Source organism: Arcicella lustrica (assembly GCF_034930985.1).
Taxonomy (GTDB): Bacteria; Bacteroidota; Bacteroidia; order Cytophagales; family Spirosomataceae; genus Arcicella; species Arcicella lustrica.
The window spans coordinates 137,905-153,475 of record NZ_JAYGIM010000019.1 but is presented as its reverse complement, the minus strand read 5'-3'; the positions used below and the strand labels follow the sequence as shown (position 1 = coordinate 153,475).

Below are 15,571 nucleotides of genomic sequence, written 5' to 3'. Positions count from 1 at the left end.
CCCAAAAATATAGAAGCTGATTTGGTACGGTCTTCAGAGGTAACTAAGAATTCAAAAGCTTTTTCATTAGCAGGAATCGTAACAATTACATCATATGTTTCTGATACTGCCACAATTAACCTATCCACTTCAACAGGTTCAACATCATTGCCATCACTTGCCACAACTGTAATTTTACCACCAGCATAATTTAGCCAAAAATAGGTTGAAGCTCCTCCGTTGGAAATTCTTAAACGAACTTTATCTCCTGCCTTGAATTGAGAAAATTGGTTTTCATTTTTACCATTAATAAGAAACTGATTATAATACAAATCGCTCACATCCATTGCTGTCATTCTTTTCCATTCGTTTTTCACTTTGGTTTTAAAATAACCTTGTTTAATGGCTTCGGAATAACTTTGGGTAGTTCCTTTTTGAATGGCAAACCAGTCTGTGGCATTGTGCAACATTCGGTGGACACTTTTGGGGTTTAAATCAGTCCATTCACTCAAAATTAGTGGAATTGTTGGAATTATAGGCTCGTCTTGTTTATTCAAAATCATTGAGCCATACATTCCAATTTGCTCCTGTAATCCGGTGTGACTATGATACCAATGTGTTCCGTGTTGAATAATTTTAAAGCGATATAAATGGGTAGTATGTGGTTTGATAGGCATTTGGGTAAGATTGGGAACACCATCGTACTGATTGGATAAAAATAAACCATGCCAATGCAAAGAAGTTTCTTCATTCAGTTCGTTGTACACATAAATTTCTGCGGTATCTCCTTCCGTAAATGTAAGCGTTGGCATTGGAATTTGTCCGTTTACAGCAATGGCTCGTTTAGTTTTCTTGCCTAAGATTACGGTGGTATCTCTCACATATAAATCGTATCGTACAACTTTTGGAAAGTATTTAACGGTTTTATCATTATTATAATGAATACTTTTATCCATCTCTTTTGCCACTGGCATAGACATTTTAGGATGCTCATGTTGGGCAAAAGTTTTATCGCTAATAAGCAAGAGGTATAAACCTAACAGGATGGAATTTCTCATATTATTTATGCTGATTTAGCAATCTTTCCATGATTTGGTGATTCTCCAAATCGATAAAGAGCTTCACAATGTTGACGAATAATTGTATGAAGCAGTTTCTTTGTCGCAATTAATGGATAAATACGTTATTACAATACTACTCACAACAATTCGCTCCCATCTGTACAGGTGGACATTTAACCGTTCCATAACTACAATAAACACAACAATCACCGGATTGCGGTTTTAAAACGACTTTACACTTTTCGCATTCATAAAAGAATTGGCAAGCATCTGTAGGCATAGTTTCTGCTTTTTTATGACCACACTTAGGACAAGTGATGATAGATTCTAACTCGGGAGAATTCATATTGGTATTTATTTTCTTAGGTTGAATATAAAAATTGGAAACTTGTGCGATTAAAAGTCCCAGCATTCCTACGTAAATAATGGGACGGTTAAAATCATCATCAAATCCATAAAATATAATGAATGTACTTGTTAGTGCTAAACCAAAAATCCAAACATTGCGGTTGATTGCATAATTAAGCGTTAAATTGACCAATGAAAAAAGAACCGTGTATTGAAAAATGAGCATTGTCCACTTACCAAATAATTCAAATGTATCAGTTGCTACTCCAAAACCTGCCAGTACAAATCCAAACATTGGAAAACAACAAGGCGAAACAATCACGGTAAAAAATAATCCTATGATACTTAAGAAGGAAGATGTTTTATTATTCATTATTTTTCTGGTTTTGAAAGAGAAAACACAACCAATATTATTTCTACTTTTATTCTAAAATCAATATTTATATTCTCTATTTCATGTTCGGACATAAAATCAAAAAAATGCAGTATAGGTATCCTTTGAAACTTCAAGCGATGTTACATTTTTAAAAACCAAAATTGTTTAATGATGTAAAGTAATTACTATTTGTGTTTTGCATTGTTATACAATTTTGAGTTTGTCTTATATAATTATCAGGGTAATTCATTTTCACATTATCCGCTAGTTATCAAGGCATTATTTAAGGAATAATATTTATTTAAACTTGGTGATAGTATTTTCCACCAAAATATTTGACTCTGGAAATACACCGTTGAGACTTCGATTAATTCAAAATATAACCACATACTACCTTAGCATTAAAACTATTTAAAGGTTATCTTTCTATTTATTTGGAAAACTCCTAACTGTCTATGATAAATCCAAATTGGATTAGTATTGATGAGAATAGAATACTGAAGGCTGCTCGTGTCAGAGGAAGAAAAGGTAGTCGTCGCCAAGGCATGACTAAAGAAGCAGAACAAAAAGTAATTTTAGCCGAAATTTATTACAAGGAAGGCAAAATGGGTGTAAACCAAATCGCCTTAGAAATCGGAGTATCTAAAATAACTCTTTATAAATATTTGAGGCATCAGAAAGTGACGATTGGAAGTTATATTAGACTATGATTTGTTTTTGTTTAGCATTAGATTTAATGCTGGTCCAATATTTTCCTAAGTCCGTAAAAAGTTCGTTCTAATAATCTCAAGTCTTCAGTAATAATTTCCAGAGACCCTTCCATTTCAGTTCTAAAAGGTAGAGTTTTATCATAGTTCGTTTTTAGTTCTTTAGGCAACTTAATCTTTATTCTGTATTGATTTCCCATCGGAGTGGATTCTATTTCATGAATATTGCCAGATAAACTTCCATATTCTTCAAAAGGATAATTAACCAGTTTAATAATTACTTGTTGTCCAACTTTTACTTTCCCAAAATTTTGTGCTGAAACATTAGCAAAAGCTACAACTCCACCCTTTTGAGGCAAAACAGCAAACAAGGTATCTCCAGCACGAATCATTTGGTTTTCTGTAAGGTTCTTTAAAAAACTTAAAGAGCCTTGTGAAGGAGCAGTGATAACATAATTTTGCTGCCAATTAGCCAAAAGATTGTCTATATTCTGAATTGACTGTTGAATATTGTCCCTATAGGTTCTAGTTTTTTGAAGATATTCAAAATCTAACTCTACTAACTGCTTTTGTCTTTCTGAAAGTGTTAAACTATTCTCAACTAATACTTTAGCATAATTTTCATTATCTTTCTTTTTTTGTAAAAAAGTATTTTCAAAAGCTAGAAACTCTAATTTACCATATACTTTATCTTGATAAAGCTTTTTATCTGCCACATATTTAATCTCTACATTGCTAAACTCTTCTTTGTTTATTTCAACTTGTCGCTGATTAATAATCACTAGCTTTTTATAATCTGAAATTTGCTGTATCAAGATATTCTTACGTTGCACATAAATCGCATCTCCAAAAAGTCTTTCCGATTCTTGGTAATTTTTCAGCAGGTTATTATACTCTATTTGTAAATCACCAAAGGTGAATGTGTTCGAAGGAAAAGCTACTTTTAAAGACGTATTTTGTAAATACAGTTTTAATTGTTGTGAAAGTGTTTGGAGAACTGGTAGGTTTTCCAGACGAGTAGTATTTTCTATTTCAGCAATAAAATCTCCTCGTTTTACTAATTGATTAGGTTTCACCAACAATCGTTGAACTCTTCCTGAAACTTTGGGAATCACTTTCAAGGGTGGAATTTCAGTCGTAATCATCACATTACCTTTGATAATTTCAGGATACTTGATGTACCATGAAGCTACCAAACCCAAGATGCCCAACAAAGCGATTATCGATAACCCATATCTAATAATCGAAGCGGGTCGTTTACTCAAAATTTCATTAACTTCTTCTGAGCGAAGTTCCAATTTTGGCTTTGGTAAATCTACTATCTTCGGTTGTGACCCGTTCAAATAAACTATTGGAGGCTCTATGTCTTTAATCTTTATTTCCATATATTCCGTAGCACAGGTTTCCAACCTGTCTTGGTCTTACTGAAAGAAACACAGGTTTTCAATCTGTGCTACTACTAATTTCCTAATTCTAATTGATTTTTTACTAAATTGAAATACTCTCCTCGTTTTATGGTCAAACTCTCATGCGTACCAATTTCTGTTATTTCGCCATTGTGAAGCACTACAATTTGGTCTGCATTTTTAACAGTACTCAACCGGTGTGCAACAACGATAACTGTTCTTCCATGAAAGAACTCATTAAGATTTTCTAAAATCTTCTTTTCATTATTGGCATCAAGTGCATTGGTAGCCTCATCAAAAAACAAATATTCTGGATCTTTATAGACAGCTCTAGCAATGAGTAAGCGTTGTTTTTGTCCCTGACTTATTCCATTCCCTTCCGAACCTATTTTAGTATTAAATCCCAAAGGTAAGCTTTCAATAAAGGGTAAAACGTTAGCCACTTCACAAGCATGGTATAGTTTTTCAAGCTTGGGTTGTTCATCACCCAAAGCGATATTACGAGCAACAGAGTCGGAAAAAATAAAGCCTTCTTGCATCACAACCCCACATTTACTTCTCCAATCTCTAGCTCTAAAACTATCAAAAGGAGCATTTCCTATTTTTATTTCTCCTTTTATGTCATAAAACTTCAATAGTAGTTTTAGTAATGTCGTTTTTCCACTGCCACTCATACCAACAATAGCCGTTATCTTTCCTTGGGGAATTTCTAAATTAATATTTTTTAAAACAGGTTCATTCCCTGCTCCTGGGTAAGTAAAGCTGATATTCTTTAAGCTAATACTCACTCCTTTTTCTCCTACATTTTTATAAGCTAATGTTTCTTTTTTCTCTTCATCTTCTAATTCGTGTATTTCGTTCAATCGTTCTAAACTAATTTTAGCACTTTGAGCAGCTTGTACAAATTGAATTAATGACTCAATGGGGGCATTCAGTTGCCCGATAATATATTGGATTGCTAGCATTGTCCCTAAAGTTAGTTGACCATCAACCACGGCTTTGGCAGAGAAAAAAGTGATTAATATATTTTTTCCTTCATTTAAGAAAAACGCTCCTGCTTGTTGGTATTGATTTAAAGCCAATCCTTTGGTTTGAAATTGAAACATTCTGGTTTGAATACGCTCCCATTCCCAACGTTTGAGGTGTTCGGCATTGGCTAATTTTATTTCTTGCATTCCCTGGATCAATTGCACCAATGAGCTTTGATTTTTGGCAGCCACATCAAACATTTTGAAATCTAATTTTCTTCTTTCTTTCAAAAAAAGTACGACCCAACAAGCATACAAAACCGACCCAATCATAAAAATTGAAAAGATTGGTAAGCTATACAAAGCCAACACACAACCAAAAATCAGCAGATTGGCCATTGAAAAAAGCGTATTCAGCGTTTGCCCCGTCATAAACTGCTCAATACGGCTATGGTCACCAATGCGTTGCATGATGTCGCCGAATATTTTTGTATCAAAAAATGACATGGGCAACTTCATCAGTTTTATCAGAAAATCGGAAAGGATTGAGAGATTGATACGGATACTGATATGCAGTAATATCCATGAACGGATAAACTCTACGACTGTTCTACTGGCAAAAAGCATCAATTGTGCCGCCAGCATGACATAGATAAAGTTTAGATTACGTGTTTGAATACCAACATCTACGATAGATTGCGTAAGGAAGGGAAAAACCAATTGTAAACCACTGCCAACCAATAAACCAATGGCTAATTGTATCAATAGTTTTTTATATGACCAAAGATATTTAAGAAGATAACTAAAATCCAAACCTTGTTTTTTGTCGTCTTCTTGCTCATAAAATGTAGGGGTTGGTTCTAACAATAACGCAACACCTACAGGCTGACCATCTTCTTGCGTAGTAGCCCAATGCTCACAAAAATCATCTTTAGACATTTTGCGTAAACCTTTGGCTGGGTCAGCCAACAAAACATTATTTTTTTGCGCTTCCACTAAAACCACAAAGTGATTTTGTTGCCAGTGAATAATACAAGGGGAAGGTGCATCTTTGATTAATTTATCAATAGTAACTTTTACGGCAATGGTTCTAAAACCTACGCTTTCGGCAGCCTCGGCAATACCCAATAACGAAACACCTTCTCTACTAAACCCTGAAGCATCTCGCAGCCTTTGAATATTAAGATGCAGTCCATAGTGTTTCGCTATCATGCGTAAACAGGTAGGACCACAATCCATTTGGTCGAGTTGATGGTAGAAGGGGAATTGGGGCATGGAGCTTGGTGAAATATAATTTAACCGAATGGTGTTCGGTTTTGTACGTTTATTTTTGTAAAAAAATTTCAATTTGTCTTTTTACTTCTTTATCAAAGCAAGGTCTTACAGCATTTGATGTAATAATATTACCTTTTTCATCAAGTAAAATATATTTTGGAATCCATATAGGAACATTTTCATTTTCTCTTCTTGTTAATAAAAATTGTGTAAACTTTTTACTCTTGCTCAACCAATAATGTTCTTCTTCTGGTAAATTTGAATAATGTTTCTTAATCGCCTTGTCCCAAGCTTTCTTTTTATCATCAATTGAGATTGAGATAAAATCTATGTTAGCACCTAGATATAATTTTTTTAGATTTTTGACACAAGGTATTTCAAAAATGCATGGTGGACACCAGCTTGCCCAAAGCTCAATGTAAACTAACTTTCCTTTATGTTTGCTAAGAATTTGCTCCCATGTAGTTTTTACTTCTTCAGAGGTTGTAAGTTCAGTGTGTAATATTTTTTCTGGATATTTAAAATCATTGTCGTCTAATTTATCTTTTACGTACTTGATAAAATAATTGTCTTGGCAAACTTGATAAAATACGCCTATTTTATCATAAAAGTCTGAAAGGTTTTCCGTTTTGTAGGTTTTTAATAAATAAGCCATGAGGAAATCCCTATGAGACCCCTTAAAATTACGTATTGCAGAATTAAATAAAACTTGAAAATCATTTTTACTTCCTAACGAATCAATTGATAAAAATTGATTATATGCTACAATAGCTTTTTTATGATATGTTCCACCTACTTCATATAATTCATCATTAAGTTTTTTTTTGAAAGCTCGAAGAGAATCTGCATACCACAATGGTATTTGCTTCAAATATGATTTGTTATTGGAAGCAGCCATATAAGGTTCTAACAATTCAATTAAAGAGAAATTATTTATCTCCTGATACATGAACTTCCATCTGAGACTATCTTTATCCATATTAAATTTATTGAGGACAGCTAATTGCTTGTTCATTTTTTGCAATATAGATTCTCTTAGTGTTTTAAAATCGCTTTTATGTACATTACTTATCTCATAACCAGAGTTATAAGCTAACTCCAAACCAAATGTAAATTCGAGTTCATTGAAGGTATCAAAAAGAGAATCTCTTCGAGAAATACTTTTATATCTTGATTTGTTTTCCAGACTAATAGCAAAAGCAACAGAATCTTTTGGCAACAACATAAAAAGACTTTGTTTCCCTCCATTCAAAATTCTTAGTAAAGTAGGGAAGGTAATTTGAAAATCATACTTTTCCCTATTGTATTTACCTATTGGAATAGAATGAGAATCTAAGAAATCATCTTCGTACAAATAGATATACGTTTTGTTGGTATCCGTTGTTATAGTCGTTTTAAATTGACCTGAACAATTTTGTTGCATAAAAAAAAAAATGAAAATTGTAATGAATAATCTTTCAAATGATTTCATAGAATGATATATTTAAATAATGCTAAAATATTTACGTGGAGAACAAACTAATCTGGCAAATATAAATTACCAGATTAGTTTAATATTCTTTATGAAATCATTAATTAGGCAGGGTTTTCACTACAAGACCAACTTACACCAGGATAGCCAGCAGCAGCATTAAGAGTACTAGCTTGTTGTGCAGCATATTGTCCGCATTCATTTACATTTGTTGATGAACACAATCCTGAGTAATGTATATCTCCTGAAGGACTATGAACCGTAAAATCGCAAGTAGGATATTTACCTCCATTAACTAATTTCATTTCACTTTTTGAAATCACATTTCCTGAAAATTTCTCTAAATTTCTCATGTTTAATTTTTGTTAAGAGTTAAAAATATATTTCTGATTTGCAAATCCTATGGCTGGGAAGTTATCATGGTATGTTGAATAGTGATTGTACCAAATCTGATACCTCGTAAATTGACAGTGTTGGTCCTATGAATAAGGATATATGGGTTGAAACATGTTAAAATGTGCTTTTTTTCTCTTTTTCACATTTAAATAAAGAATCAGTTAATATCGGATTCAATAAAATTTTGTTATAAACAGTAGTACTAAATAAATATCCCATCATATACATTTTACTTCTGTGAGGAATTAGTAGATTGCCAATTTTCTTATATTCATCTATTAAGGTATAACTACGAGATTCATCATCTGAATTTATTTCGACTGTTTTATCGACTAAGTATGTTGATTTATTAATATAAAAATCAACCATAGAAAGATTTCGTCTTGTCAGACGAATTACATTATATTCTTTATTATTTTCCTCAACTTCCTCTTCTTTATGTATTCTACTTCCATAATGCTGAAATTCTATTAACTCATTAAAAAGCGACATTCCTCCTGCATCATCATCGATTGTCCATGCTTTATTTGTATTTTGACTACTTGTAACATTCTTGGGGTTAGCGCTATTTTCCCATAAACGCCAGAAATATTTCCCATCGTAACAATCACATGAATACATTACAGTATCTCTGTATGTTTCTTTGCGATATAGTTCTTTCCTTTTCCTGTAAACAATTGTTTTTTCAGGGGGAGAGTTTAAGGTTTGTAATATTCCATTAAGTTGAATGCTATTTATCGACTTTATAGCATCTTCACCTCCAATGGCTTCAATATATTTATGATATATTTCTTGCGTTGTTTGTGATTTAGCAACAGACAAAATGCAGAAATAAATGATTATTAGTAATAATTTACTTTTTAACATAAGTATAAATAGCACATACCCTACTATTTTAAAAGAAATGATAATAGGGTATGTATTGAATATTAAAATTAAAAATTAGTCTTTTCCATTTGTTCCAGGACAATTAAGAGAAGTTGCTTGCTTTAAAATTGCCCCTCTATTTTCCTCAGTTTGAGCATTATTATATGCTTGTTGAAGAAACATGCAATTTTGAAATAAGCCCAATACAACATCAACATCTACAGGAACTATCCCTCCTTCTATTGATTTCATTTCCTTTTTGGAAATTACATTTCCTGAAAATTTCTCTAAATTCTTCATGTTTAATTTTTTGTTAAGCGTTAAAAAATATATTTCTAATTTGCAAATCCTATAGTTGGGGAGTTATGGATTCTGGCACGCTGGAAAACAATTGTACCAAATCTGATAACTCATAAATTGATGGTTTTTCAAAACCATTGATAAAAAATGTGGGTGTTGCGGAAATATTGACAAAACTGCACCAGTCGCAATGTGCCTTCGCCATTTCAATAAAATATTGTTGCTCAACTTCAGCTATTGGATATTTCTTTTTCCATACTTCAATATTGTTTATGCCTTCATTATACCAATCTGTTAAGGCACTGTCTATCTCATTTGAAGAAGCTTGTAATGCCAGCAAGTGTTTGGCTATATCCAATCGTTTTCCTTCGGTATCTCCACAAGTAAGAAAAATTATCTCTGCTTTGAGATGAGAATTATCCCTCAATATTTCTTCTAAATCGTTGTGTGCTTTAGCACAGGGTTTACAAAATGGATTACTTACCATTAATATTGTATTATTAGCGACTGGATTCCCTAGATGAATTGTTTGAATTCCACTCATACTTGGAGCATTAACCTCTTTCTGATTACCAAGTAAAGCTTGAAACAACGAAGGGTTATTTTTGAATCCCTGTAATTCTTGTTGTGTCTTATCAAGTTTTTTTGCTCGAATGATTAATGGCTTTATAAAAAGCCATATTGCTATTGGAGTGCTAAATGCTTGTATAGTAACAATAATTTCATTGCTTCCAAGTACCTCATTAAACGATATTGGATAATCTATGATAAACTCTATCCAGAGTAAGCCTTGAACCATGAGGCATAAAATACACCAAGACTTAGCTACTCTTGCTTGATAATATACAGACCAAACTGTGTATGGTAAAGCAAGTGTATTCAGTATTTTCAATAACAACCAATGATTAACAGGAAGCATCAAAAGAGCCAAAAAGCTTCCAGAGAAATATAAAAGTCCAATTTCTGACCAACTAAGCCAACCAAAGAGCTTAGACGCAGAGGATTGTAAAACGTTCTTGCAATTACTCGTTTTACCTATTTGACAGAAATGATTTATATATGTATTCCCAAGTCCAAACTGTACAACTAAGAGAAAAATAGATATAATCAAGCCTACAAGCTTCGTTAAAATAGATACATATTCCCTCCAGTCAGTAAATCCTTTTTGCAAGATTCCCATAAATGCAATACTCGAAAAAAGTAAGATAATAGTAGGTGTTCTTAGTAATGTAATTTGCTCTTGTTTATACTTGTGAAGATAATCTTTTTCCCCAGACTGTTCTGCTGCTTCTGCTATAAGTACAATTCCAGACCATAAATGGTAGAAATCATTGTATGTTACTTTACTTTGTTTGCGATTACCATTAATAAAGCTAACATGGTCTTTCGTTAGTGATGTTACAAAAACAAATTCACCGTCATTACTGTAAAGATGAGCTATAAAAGGAGTTTCTAATTCTTTTAATTGCTCCGATTGAAGTTTCAATGCTGCATTTGGAATTTTCCAAATATCAAGGGTATCACTAAGGCTTAATAAACTTGGATAAGCTGGATGAGTTTGTAATTTCTCTTTAACAGAAGTCTTTGTAACAGCTACTCTCAAATGATTTATCAATAAGCTTATCACTTCAATAGATGGCTGATCCGTGGTATTGAAAATATGGTTCAGAACTTTCATTTCTTTAAATATTATTTGACAAAGTTGTCAAACATCTTTCTACCCTCCAATCTGAATTTAGATAATTTTCATCTGTTTTTAGATATTTAAAAAAATGTGAGTTTTACTTGTAAAATTCATCCAGCCATGATATATTGTATTTAAATTAATAATTCTTCATTCACTTATACTTTTACAATTATCATCCATGTCAACCTTAGGAAAAACTATCAGAAATCTACGTCTGAAAAATCGCCTTTCTCAAGCAGCTTTAGCTGATTTAATTAACATTCCTTCACAAAGTAAAATATCAGCATGGGAAAGTGATCAAAGTCTTCCTGACGTATTCGAAGCTCAAAGACTAAGTCAAATATTGGGAATAAGTTTAGAAGAGTTATTGAAAAACTCAATTAATCGATAAAATAAACCTTGCTTCGTATGTTTTATTGGGGAGTTTTTGCTATTGCATATTAGTGATTAGTTCTCTTAACAATGGATACTATCGCTAAAAGTACTATGAGGAAATATCAAAAGCCATAACGTCAGGAAGAGAAACTGACGATTGTAAAGTTTTACAAAGAACATGGAGTCGTCAAAACATCTCAGGAACTTAACGTCTCCAATGTAAAGAATAAAAAATGAGGCTGCATCAAATATAGATAACCAAATAATATTTGGCAAATATATAATTTGATACAGCCTCTAGGTGCTTAACTATTATTCATCAACAAACTAAATTCAAAAACCCAAAATTACTTTTTACTATTGTTCATTACTCTTGAAGAATTTGGTAATTCGTCCATTCAAATCATCCAAATGTGCTTTGCTCATTGTGTCGTCAAACTTGCTACTATTCAGCTGAATTAGCTTTTGGATGGCTTTTAATTTATATTTTACTAAAGATGAAATATCGCTGGTTTTTACATCTAAAATTTCAGAATATCCAGGGCCTCTTACATTAGCTGGCGAAGAGATATTAGTAGCCGCTCTTAAATCTGAGGGCGTAACTAGTTTCAAAAGTTTTTCTACATATATCTTCTGGAAATTACGTTTGTAAGTATCAATGGCTTTGTTACTGTATAATTCCTTGAAAATACCTTTCGTAATATCGTCTAAATATTCGCTTGTTGTATAGCTTTTTTCCTTAGAAATCGCCTCGTTATTAATCATTCGTGTCAGACGATAAGTACTTAACATACTCTCCATTACTCCACCTTGTCTGTCAGTCAAGAAAGGGATAAACCCAATACCTGTTTTGTTAAAAATGTTCTCATCGTATAACCAAGCAGGGTATGTAAAAACATTACGCTCGATAAATGCCACAGCCTCTTTTTGTTTAGCAATACTAACCATTTCATAGACAGCTCCAGCTTGTTCAACTGTTTTTGGCGTTTCGTAAATACCAGCAATATTCTTTAACACATGAACGGTATAGCGGTCGAATTGAGAATTGACCGCCAAGAAAATTTCTTTCAACCCATCATAATTTTTAGTTGGCTGCTTTGTCCATTCTATCAATTGTGGTACAACACGTTTTAGGTTTTTCAAGCCATATTCTCCCGCTACCATTGAGTTATCTCCTAAATCTTCATTTTGTGAACGAGGATCCGTCGAGCTAATCTCTGTACCAAACCAAAGACGCTTATTTTCCTGTTTAGTAGTAGTTAATAAACTCATTATTTTATTTTCATCTTCTACCGAAGTATTTGCATCAAACCATCTATAACCCCATTCAATTGCCCAAGTGTCATAATCGCCGATACGAGGAAAAATGCCTTTTTCACTGATATTATCTTCTGGTTGAGCGACATAGTTAAAGCGAGCATAGTCCATGATAGACGGCGTATGTCCATTTGCTTCAACCCATGCTTTATCTCTCAATTTTTCAACAGGTACAGTCGAGCTTGAACCAAAGTTATGACGTAAACCAAGAGTATGCCCAACTTCATGCGAAGCCACAAAACGGATTAGTTGTCCCATCAATTCATCTTCAAACTCCATTGTCCTAGCTCTTTTATCAACAGCTCCAGCTTGAACCATATACCAATTACGAATTAATTTCATGACATTATGATACCAGTTAATATGACTTTCTATGATTTCGCCACTTCTTGGGTCAGCAATACTTGGGCCACTTGCATTTGGAATACTAGAGGGTTTATACACAATGGCAGAATGACGAGCATCGTCTAGACTGAATGTTGGGTCTTCTTGTGGTGTTGGTGCAATTTTACCCATAATTGCATTTTTAAAACCTGCCTTTTCAAAAGTTTTAGACCAATCGTTTACTCCTTGAATCAAGTATGAAACCCATTTTTGTGGTGTAGCTGGGTCGATATAGAAAACAATTGGTTTTTGAGGTTCAACTAATTCACCCTTTTTGTATCGCTCTACATCTTCTGGCTTAGGCTCTAATCTCCAACGGTTTGCCATATTTACTTCTTTTACACCTTGTGGATTTTGGTCGAAATCGGTATAATCCGTTGTAAAATAGCCCACTCTTTCATCATAATAACGGGGCTTCATTGGTTTTTCGGGCAATAAAACAAAAGACGAATTCAATTCCATCGTTAAATCTCCCCCTCTTGTTGAACCCGCTACTGCATAAGTTTTTACCACTCTGATTTCCACATTTGTAGGAAACGTACGAACGTATTTTATATAACTTCTATCGTTTTTCTGCGCCCCAACATGAAACATCATTTTATATACACCATTAAAGTACAGCATTTCTGTATCTTCATTGATAAAAGAAGTAACATCAATCACAATGGCAGACGAATCTGGCTTATAAGCAGCAATTGGGAAGGCCGCAGAAATTGCCTGAACATTATTTTTCTTCACTGCTGCATACATAGCCTTAGTACTATCGCTAGAATATTCAGTATAAGACATTCTTTTTAGAAAAATATTCTTGTTGGGTCCCATTTCAAATTGTACTACTGAGCCATTAATTGGATCGCCTGCAAAACCGATTGTACTTCTACCAATACGCATATCAGCACCTGCTTCTGCAATACGGTTAATGACCAAAATATCTTTTTTTAATACTTTAGTAGGTATTTCAAAGTAATACTTTTCATCTATCTGGTGAATCACAAAAAGTCCCTTACTCGTTTTAGCCTTATCAGTAATTACTTCTTTATAGCTACGAATTTTAGGTTTTATAGCAGCCTTCTTTACTGAATCTGCTTTGGCAGAATCAACCGCTGGTGTATTTGTTTTCTGTGCTTTGATGACAGTTAGACTAACGCACAAAACACTAAATATGAGCGTAGTTTTCGATAAGATTCTTTTAAACATTGTATTGTTTTTTGAGTGCCTATTTACAAGCATTTTATATAATAAAATACATATAAATAGGCACTTCTAGTTTTAAAAATAATTAATGAAAAATTAGTAGTTAGGGATTTGGTTCTAATTCTGGATTTAGAAGAATATACTTATCTGCAATTGGGAATACATAACGATTATCATTTGGTGACAGGGTATAAGTTTGTCCCTTAAAAGTACGATTTACAGTCATTGCCAAATTACTTTCTTTGTTCAAACGCTTTTGGTCGAACCAACGAAAACCACGACCGAACAGTTCTCTTTTACGTTCATTGATAACACTCATTAAAGCTTCCTGAGCTGTTCCAATAGTTAAAGGAATATAATTAGCTGTTGTAAAACGTTTAATTCTCAATTGGTTTAACGTTGAAATTGCTAGGGTTGGATTACCTGCTCTGGCAGCACATTCAGCTTTAATCAGTATCATTTCTGGCACAGAAGGCCCAATGTAAATACCTTCGTTGGTATAACGATAACGCCAATATCCACGACCAACAAAACTTGGTGAAAAAGCAGTACCTGCATTGGTAAACAGAGTATAACGTAAATCGGTAGTTCCTAATAAATTTAAGACTTCATTGCTGATTTGTACTCCGATGTATGCACCGTTTACAGTTTTAGAAAAGATAATTTCTGGGTCGTTCAAACGTTGCGGAATGGCTGTTGTATTCCCTACATAAGTTTTTAAATCCAATAATCCATTTTGTAAAGCCAAAGTACTATCGGCATACAAACTTGCTTGTGTAAAATCTCTTTTGTTGAGATATACTCTTGATAACAGGGCATAAGCAGCAGCTTTTGAAGGACGCACATTATAATCTGGAATAGCTGGCAATGCTTTGATAGAAGATTTTAAATCACCAATTATCTGATTATAAACTGTTTCTACTGAAGCACGATTTAGCTTGGTATATAAATTAGGAGTAAGCAACAAAGGAACACCTAAATCTGTAGAAGCTGTCGTAGCGTCATATTGCTTTGCATAAATATTTACTAATGATAAATAGGTATAAGCACGATGCACCAAAGCTTCGGAATAAAGACTTTGCTTTTCGGCTTCCGTGCCTCTTTCACTTGCCATTACTCCTGCTATTACTTCATTACTTGTATAAATTGTTTTATAAAGTTTTTCCCAGTCGATGTCGCTAATTGTTTCAGCAAAGAATTTTGCTCTCCAAGTATATACATTTCCCCATATTTCATTTAAGGTATTCTGACGTGCCACATCGCTAAACTCTGTATCGTCTCCAGCTAATATAGGATAACCATAAGCTCCTTCAAAAACATCATTGTTATTTAAAACAGCACGATAATCGGAAGTATATTTAAATGTACGTACTCCAATTTGTTCGATTTCTACATAATCTCTGCAGCCTGTGATACTTAACGCTACGACTGCTATCAGATATAAATATTTTTTCATGTCT

At 33.3% G+C, this 15,571-nt stretch carries 13 protein-coding genes and 1 pseudogene; 2 read left to right on the top strand and 12 right to left on the bottom strand.

Annotated elements, in window-relative coordinates; genetic code table 11:
- From VB798_RS22190 to VB798_RS22180, 3 genes and pseudogenes are all read right to left on the bottom strand, one after another.
- Positions 1–1,037 (bottom strand): multicopper oxidase family protein (locus tag VB798_RS22190; protein WP_323689435.1); only part of this gene is annotated, 1,037 nt, incomplete at its 3' end.
- Positions 1,038–1,173: 136 nt separating this feature from the next.
- On the bottom strand, positions 1,174–1,386 hold the full coding sequence (locus VB798_RS22185) for a GDCCVxC domain-containing (seleno)protein (RefSeq protein WP_323689437.1): 213 nt from the start codon (positions 1,384–1,386) through the stop codon (positions 1,174–1,176).
- Positions 1,387–1,428: 42 nt separating this feature from the next.
- Positions 1,429–1,761: pseudogene (locus tag VB798_RS22180) on the bottom strand (hypothetical protein); the annotation flags it as partial.
- Positions 1,762–2,219: 458 nt separating this feature from the next.
- On the opposite strand from VB798_RS22180, the gene VB798_RS22175 reads away from it, so the two are divergent.
- Complete coding sequence (locus VB798_RS22175) at positions 2,220–2,474, top strand: helix-turn-helix domain-containing protein (protein WP_323689434.1); 255 nt, start codon at positions 2,220–2,222, stop codon at positions 2,472–2,474.
- Between the two features lie 23 nt (positions 2,475–2,497).
- On the opposite strand, the gene VB798_RS22170 is transcribed toward VB798_RS22175, so the two are convergent.
- The 7 genes from VB798_RS22170 to VB798_RS22140 form a co-directional block, all read right to left on the bottom strand.
- Complete coding sequence (locus VB798_RS22170) at positions 2,498–3,769, bottom strand: HlyD family secretion protein (RefSeq protein WP_323689433.1); 1,272 nt, start codon at positions 3,767–3,769, stop codon at positions 2,498–2,500.
- A gap of 161 nt (positions 3,770–3,930) precedes the next feature.
- Positions 3,931–6,120 carry a peptidase domain-containing ABC transporter gene (locus VB798_RS22165; protein WP_323689432.1) on the bottom strand — a complete coding sequence of 730 codons (2,190 nt, stop codon included), beginning with the start codon at positions 6,118–6,120 and terminating at the stop codon, positions 3,931–3,933.
- 49 nt (positions 6,121–6,169) lie between these two features.
- On the bottom strand, positions 6,170–7,591 hold the full coding sequence (locus VB798_RS22160; RefSeq protein WP_323689431.1) for a TlpA family protein disulfide reductase: 1,422 nt from the start codon (positions 7,589–7,591) through the stop codon (positions 6,170–6,172).
- A 104-nt stretch (positions 7,592–7,695) separates the two neighbouring features.
- On the bottom strand, positions 7,696–7,944 hold the full coding sequence (locus tag VB798_RS22155) for a hypothetical protein (RefSeq protein WP_323689430.1): 249 nt from the start codon (positions 7,942–7,944) through the stop codon (positions 7,696–7,698).
- 157 nt (positions 7,945–8,101) lie between these two features.
- The gene (locus tag VB798_RS22150; protein ID WP_323689429.1) at positions 8,102–8,854 is read right to left on the bottom strand and encodes a hypothetical protein; all 753 of its coding nucleotides are present in this window, start codon (positions 8,852–8,854) and stop codon (positions 8,102–8,104) included.
- A 75-nt stretch (positions 8,855–8,929) separates the two neighbouring features.
- Positions 8,930–9,154, bottom strand: coding sequence for a bacteriocin (locus VB798_RS22145; RefSeq protein ID WP_323689428.1), 225 nt, complete (start codon positions 9,152–9,154; stop codon positions 8,930–8,932).
- Between the two features lie 49 nt (positions 9,155–9,203).
- Positions 9,204–10,832: a vitamin K epoxide reductase family protein gene (locus VB798_RS22140; protein ID WP_323689427.1), complete on the bottom strand. Its 1,629-nt coding sequence runs from the start codon at positions 10,830–10,832 to the stop codon at positions 9,204–9,206.
- A gap of 187 nt (positions 10,833–11,019) precedes the next feature.
- Between VB798_RS22140 and VB798_RS22135 the strand changes: the two genes are divergently transcribed.
- Positions 11,020–11,232, top strand: a complete 213-nt coding sequence (locus tag VB798_RS22135; RefSeq protein WP_323689426.1) for a helix-turn-helix domain-containing protein — start codon at positions 11,020–11,022, stop codon at positions 11,230–11,232.
- A 341-nt stretch (positions 11,233–11,573) separates the two neighbouring features.
- Here the strand turns inward: VB798_RS22135 and VB798_RS22130 are convergent, their stop codons facing one another.
- Together VB798_RS22130 and VB798_RS22125 are read right to left on the bottom strand one after the other, a co-directional pair.
- Positions 11,574–14,114 (bottom strand): zinc-dependent metalloprotease, encoded by a 2,541-nt coding sequence (locus tag VB798_RS22130; protein WP_323689425.1) that lies wholly within the window; start codon positions 14,112–14,114, stop codon positions 11,574–11,576.
- A 100-nt stretch (positions 14,115–14,214) separates the two neighbouring features.
- Positions 14,215–15,567, bottom strand: a complete 1,353-nt coding sequence (locus VB798_RS22125; protein WP_323689424.1) for a RagB/SusD family nutrient uptake outer membrane protein — start codon at positions 15,565–15,567, stop codon at positions 14,215–14,217.
- Between the last annotated feature and the right edge of the window lie 4 nt (positions 15,568–15,571).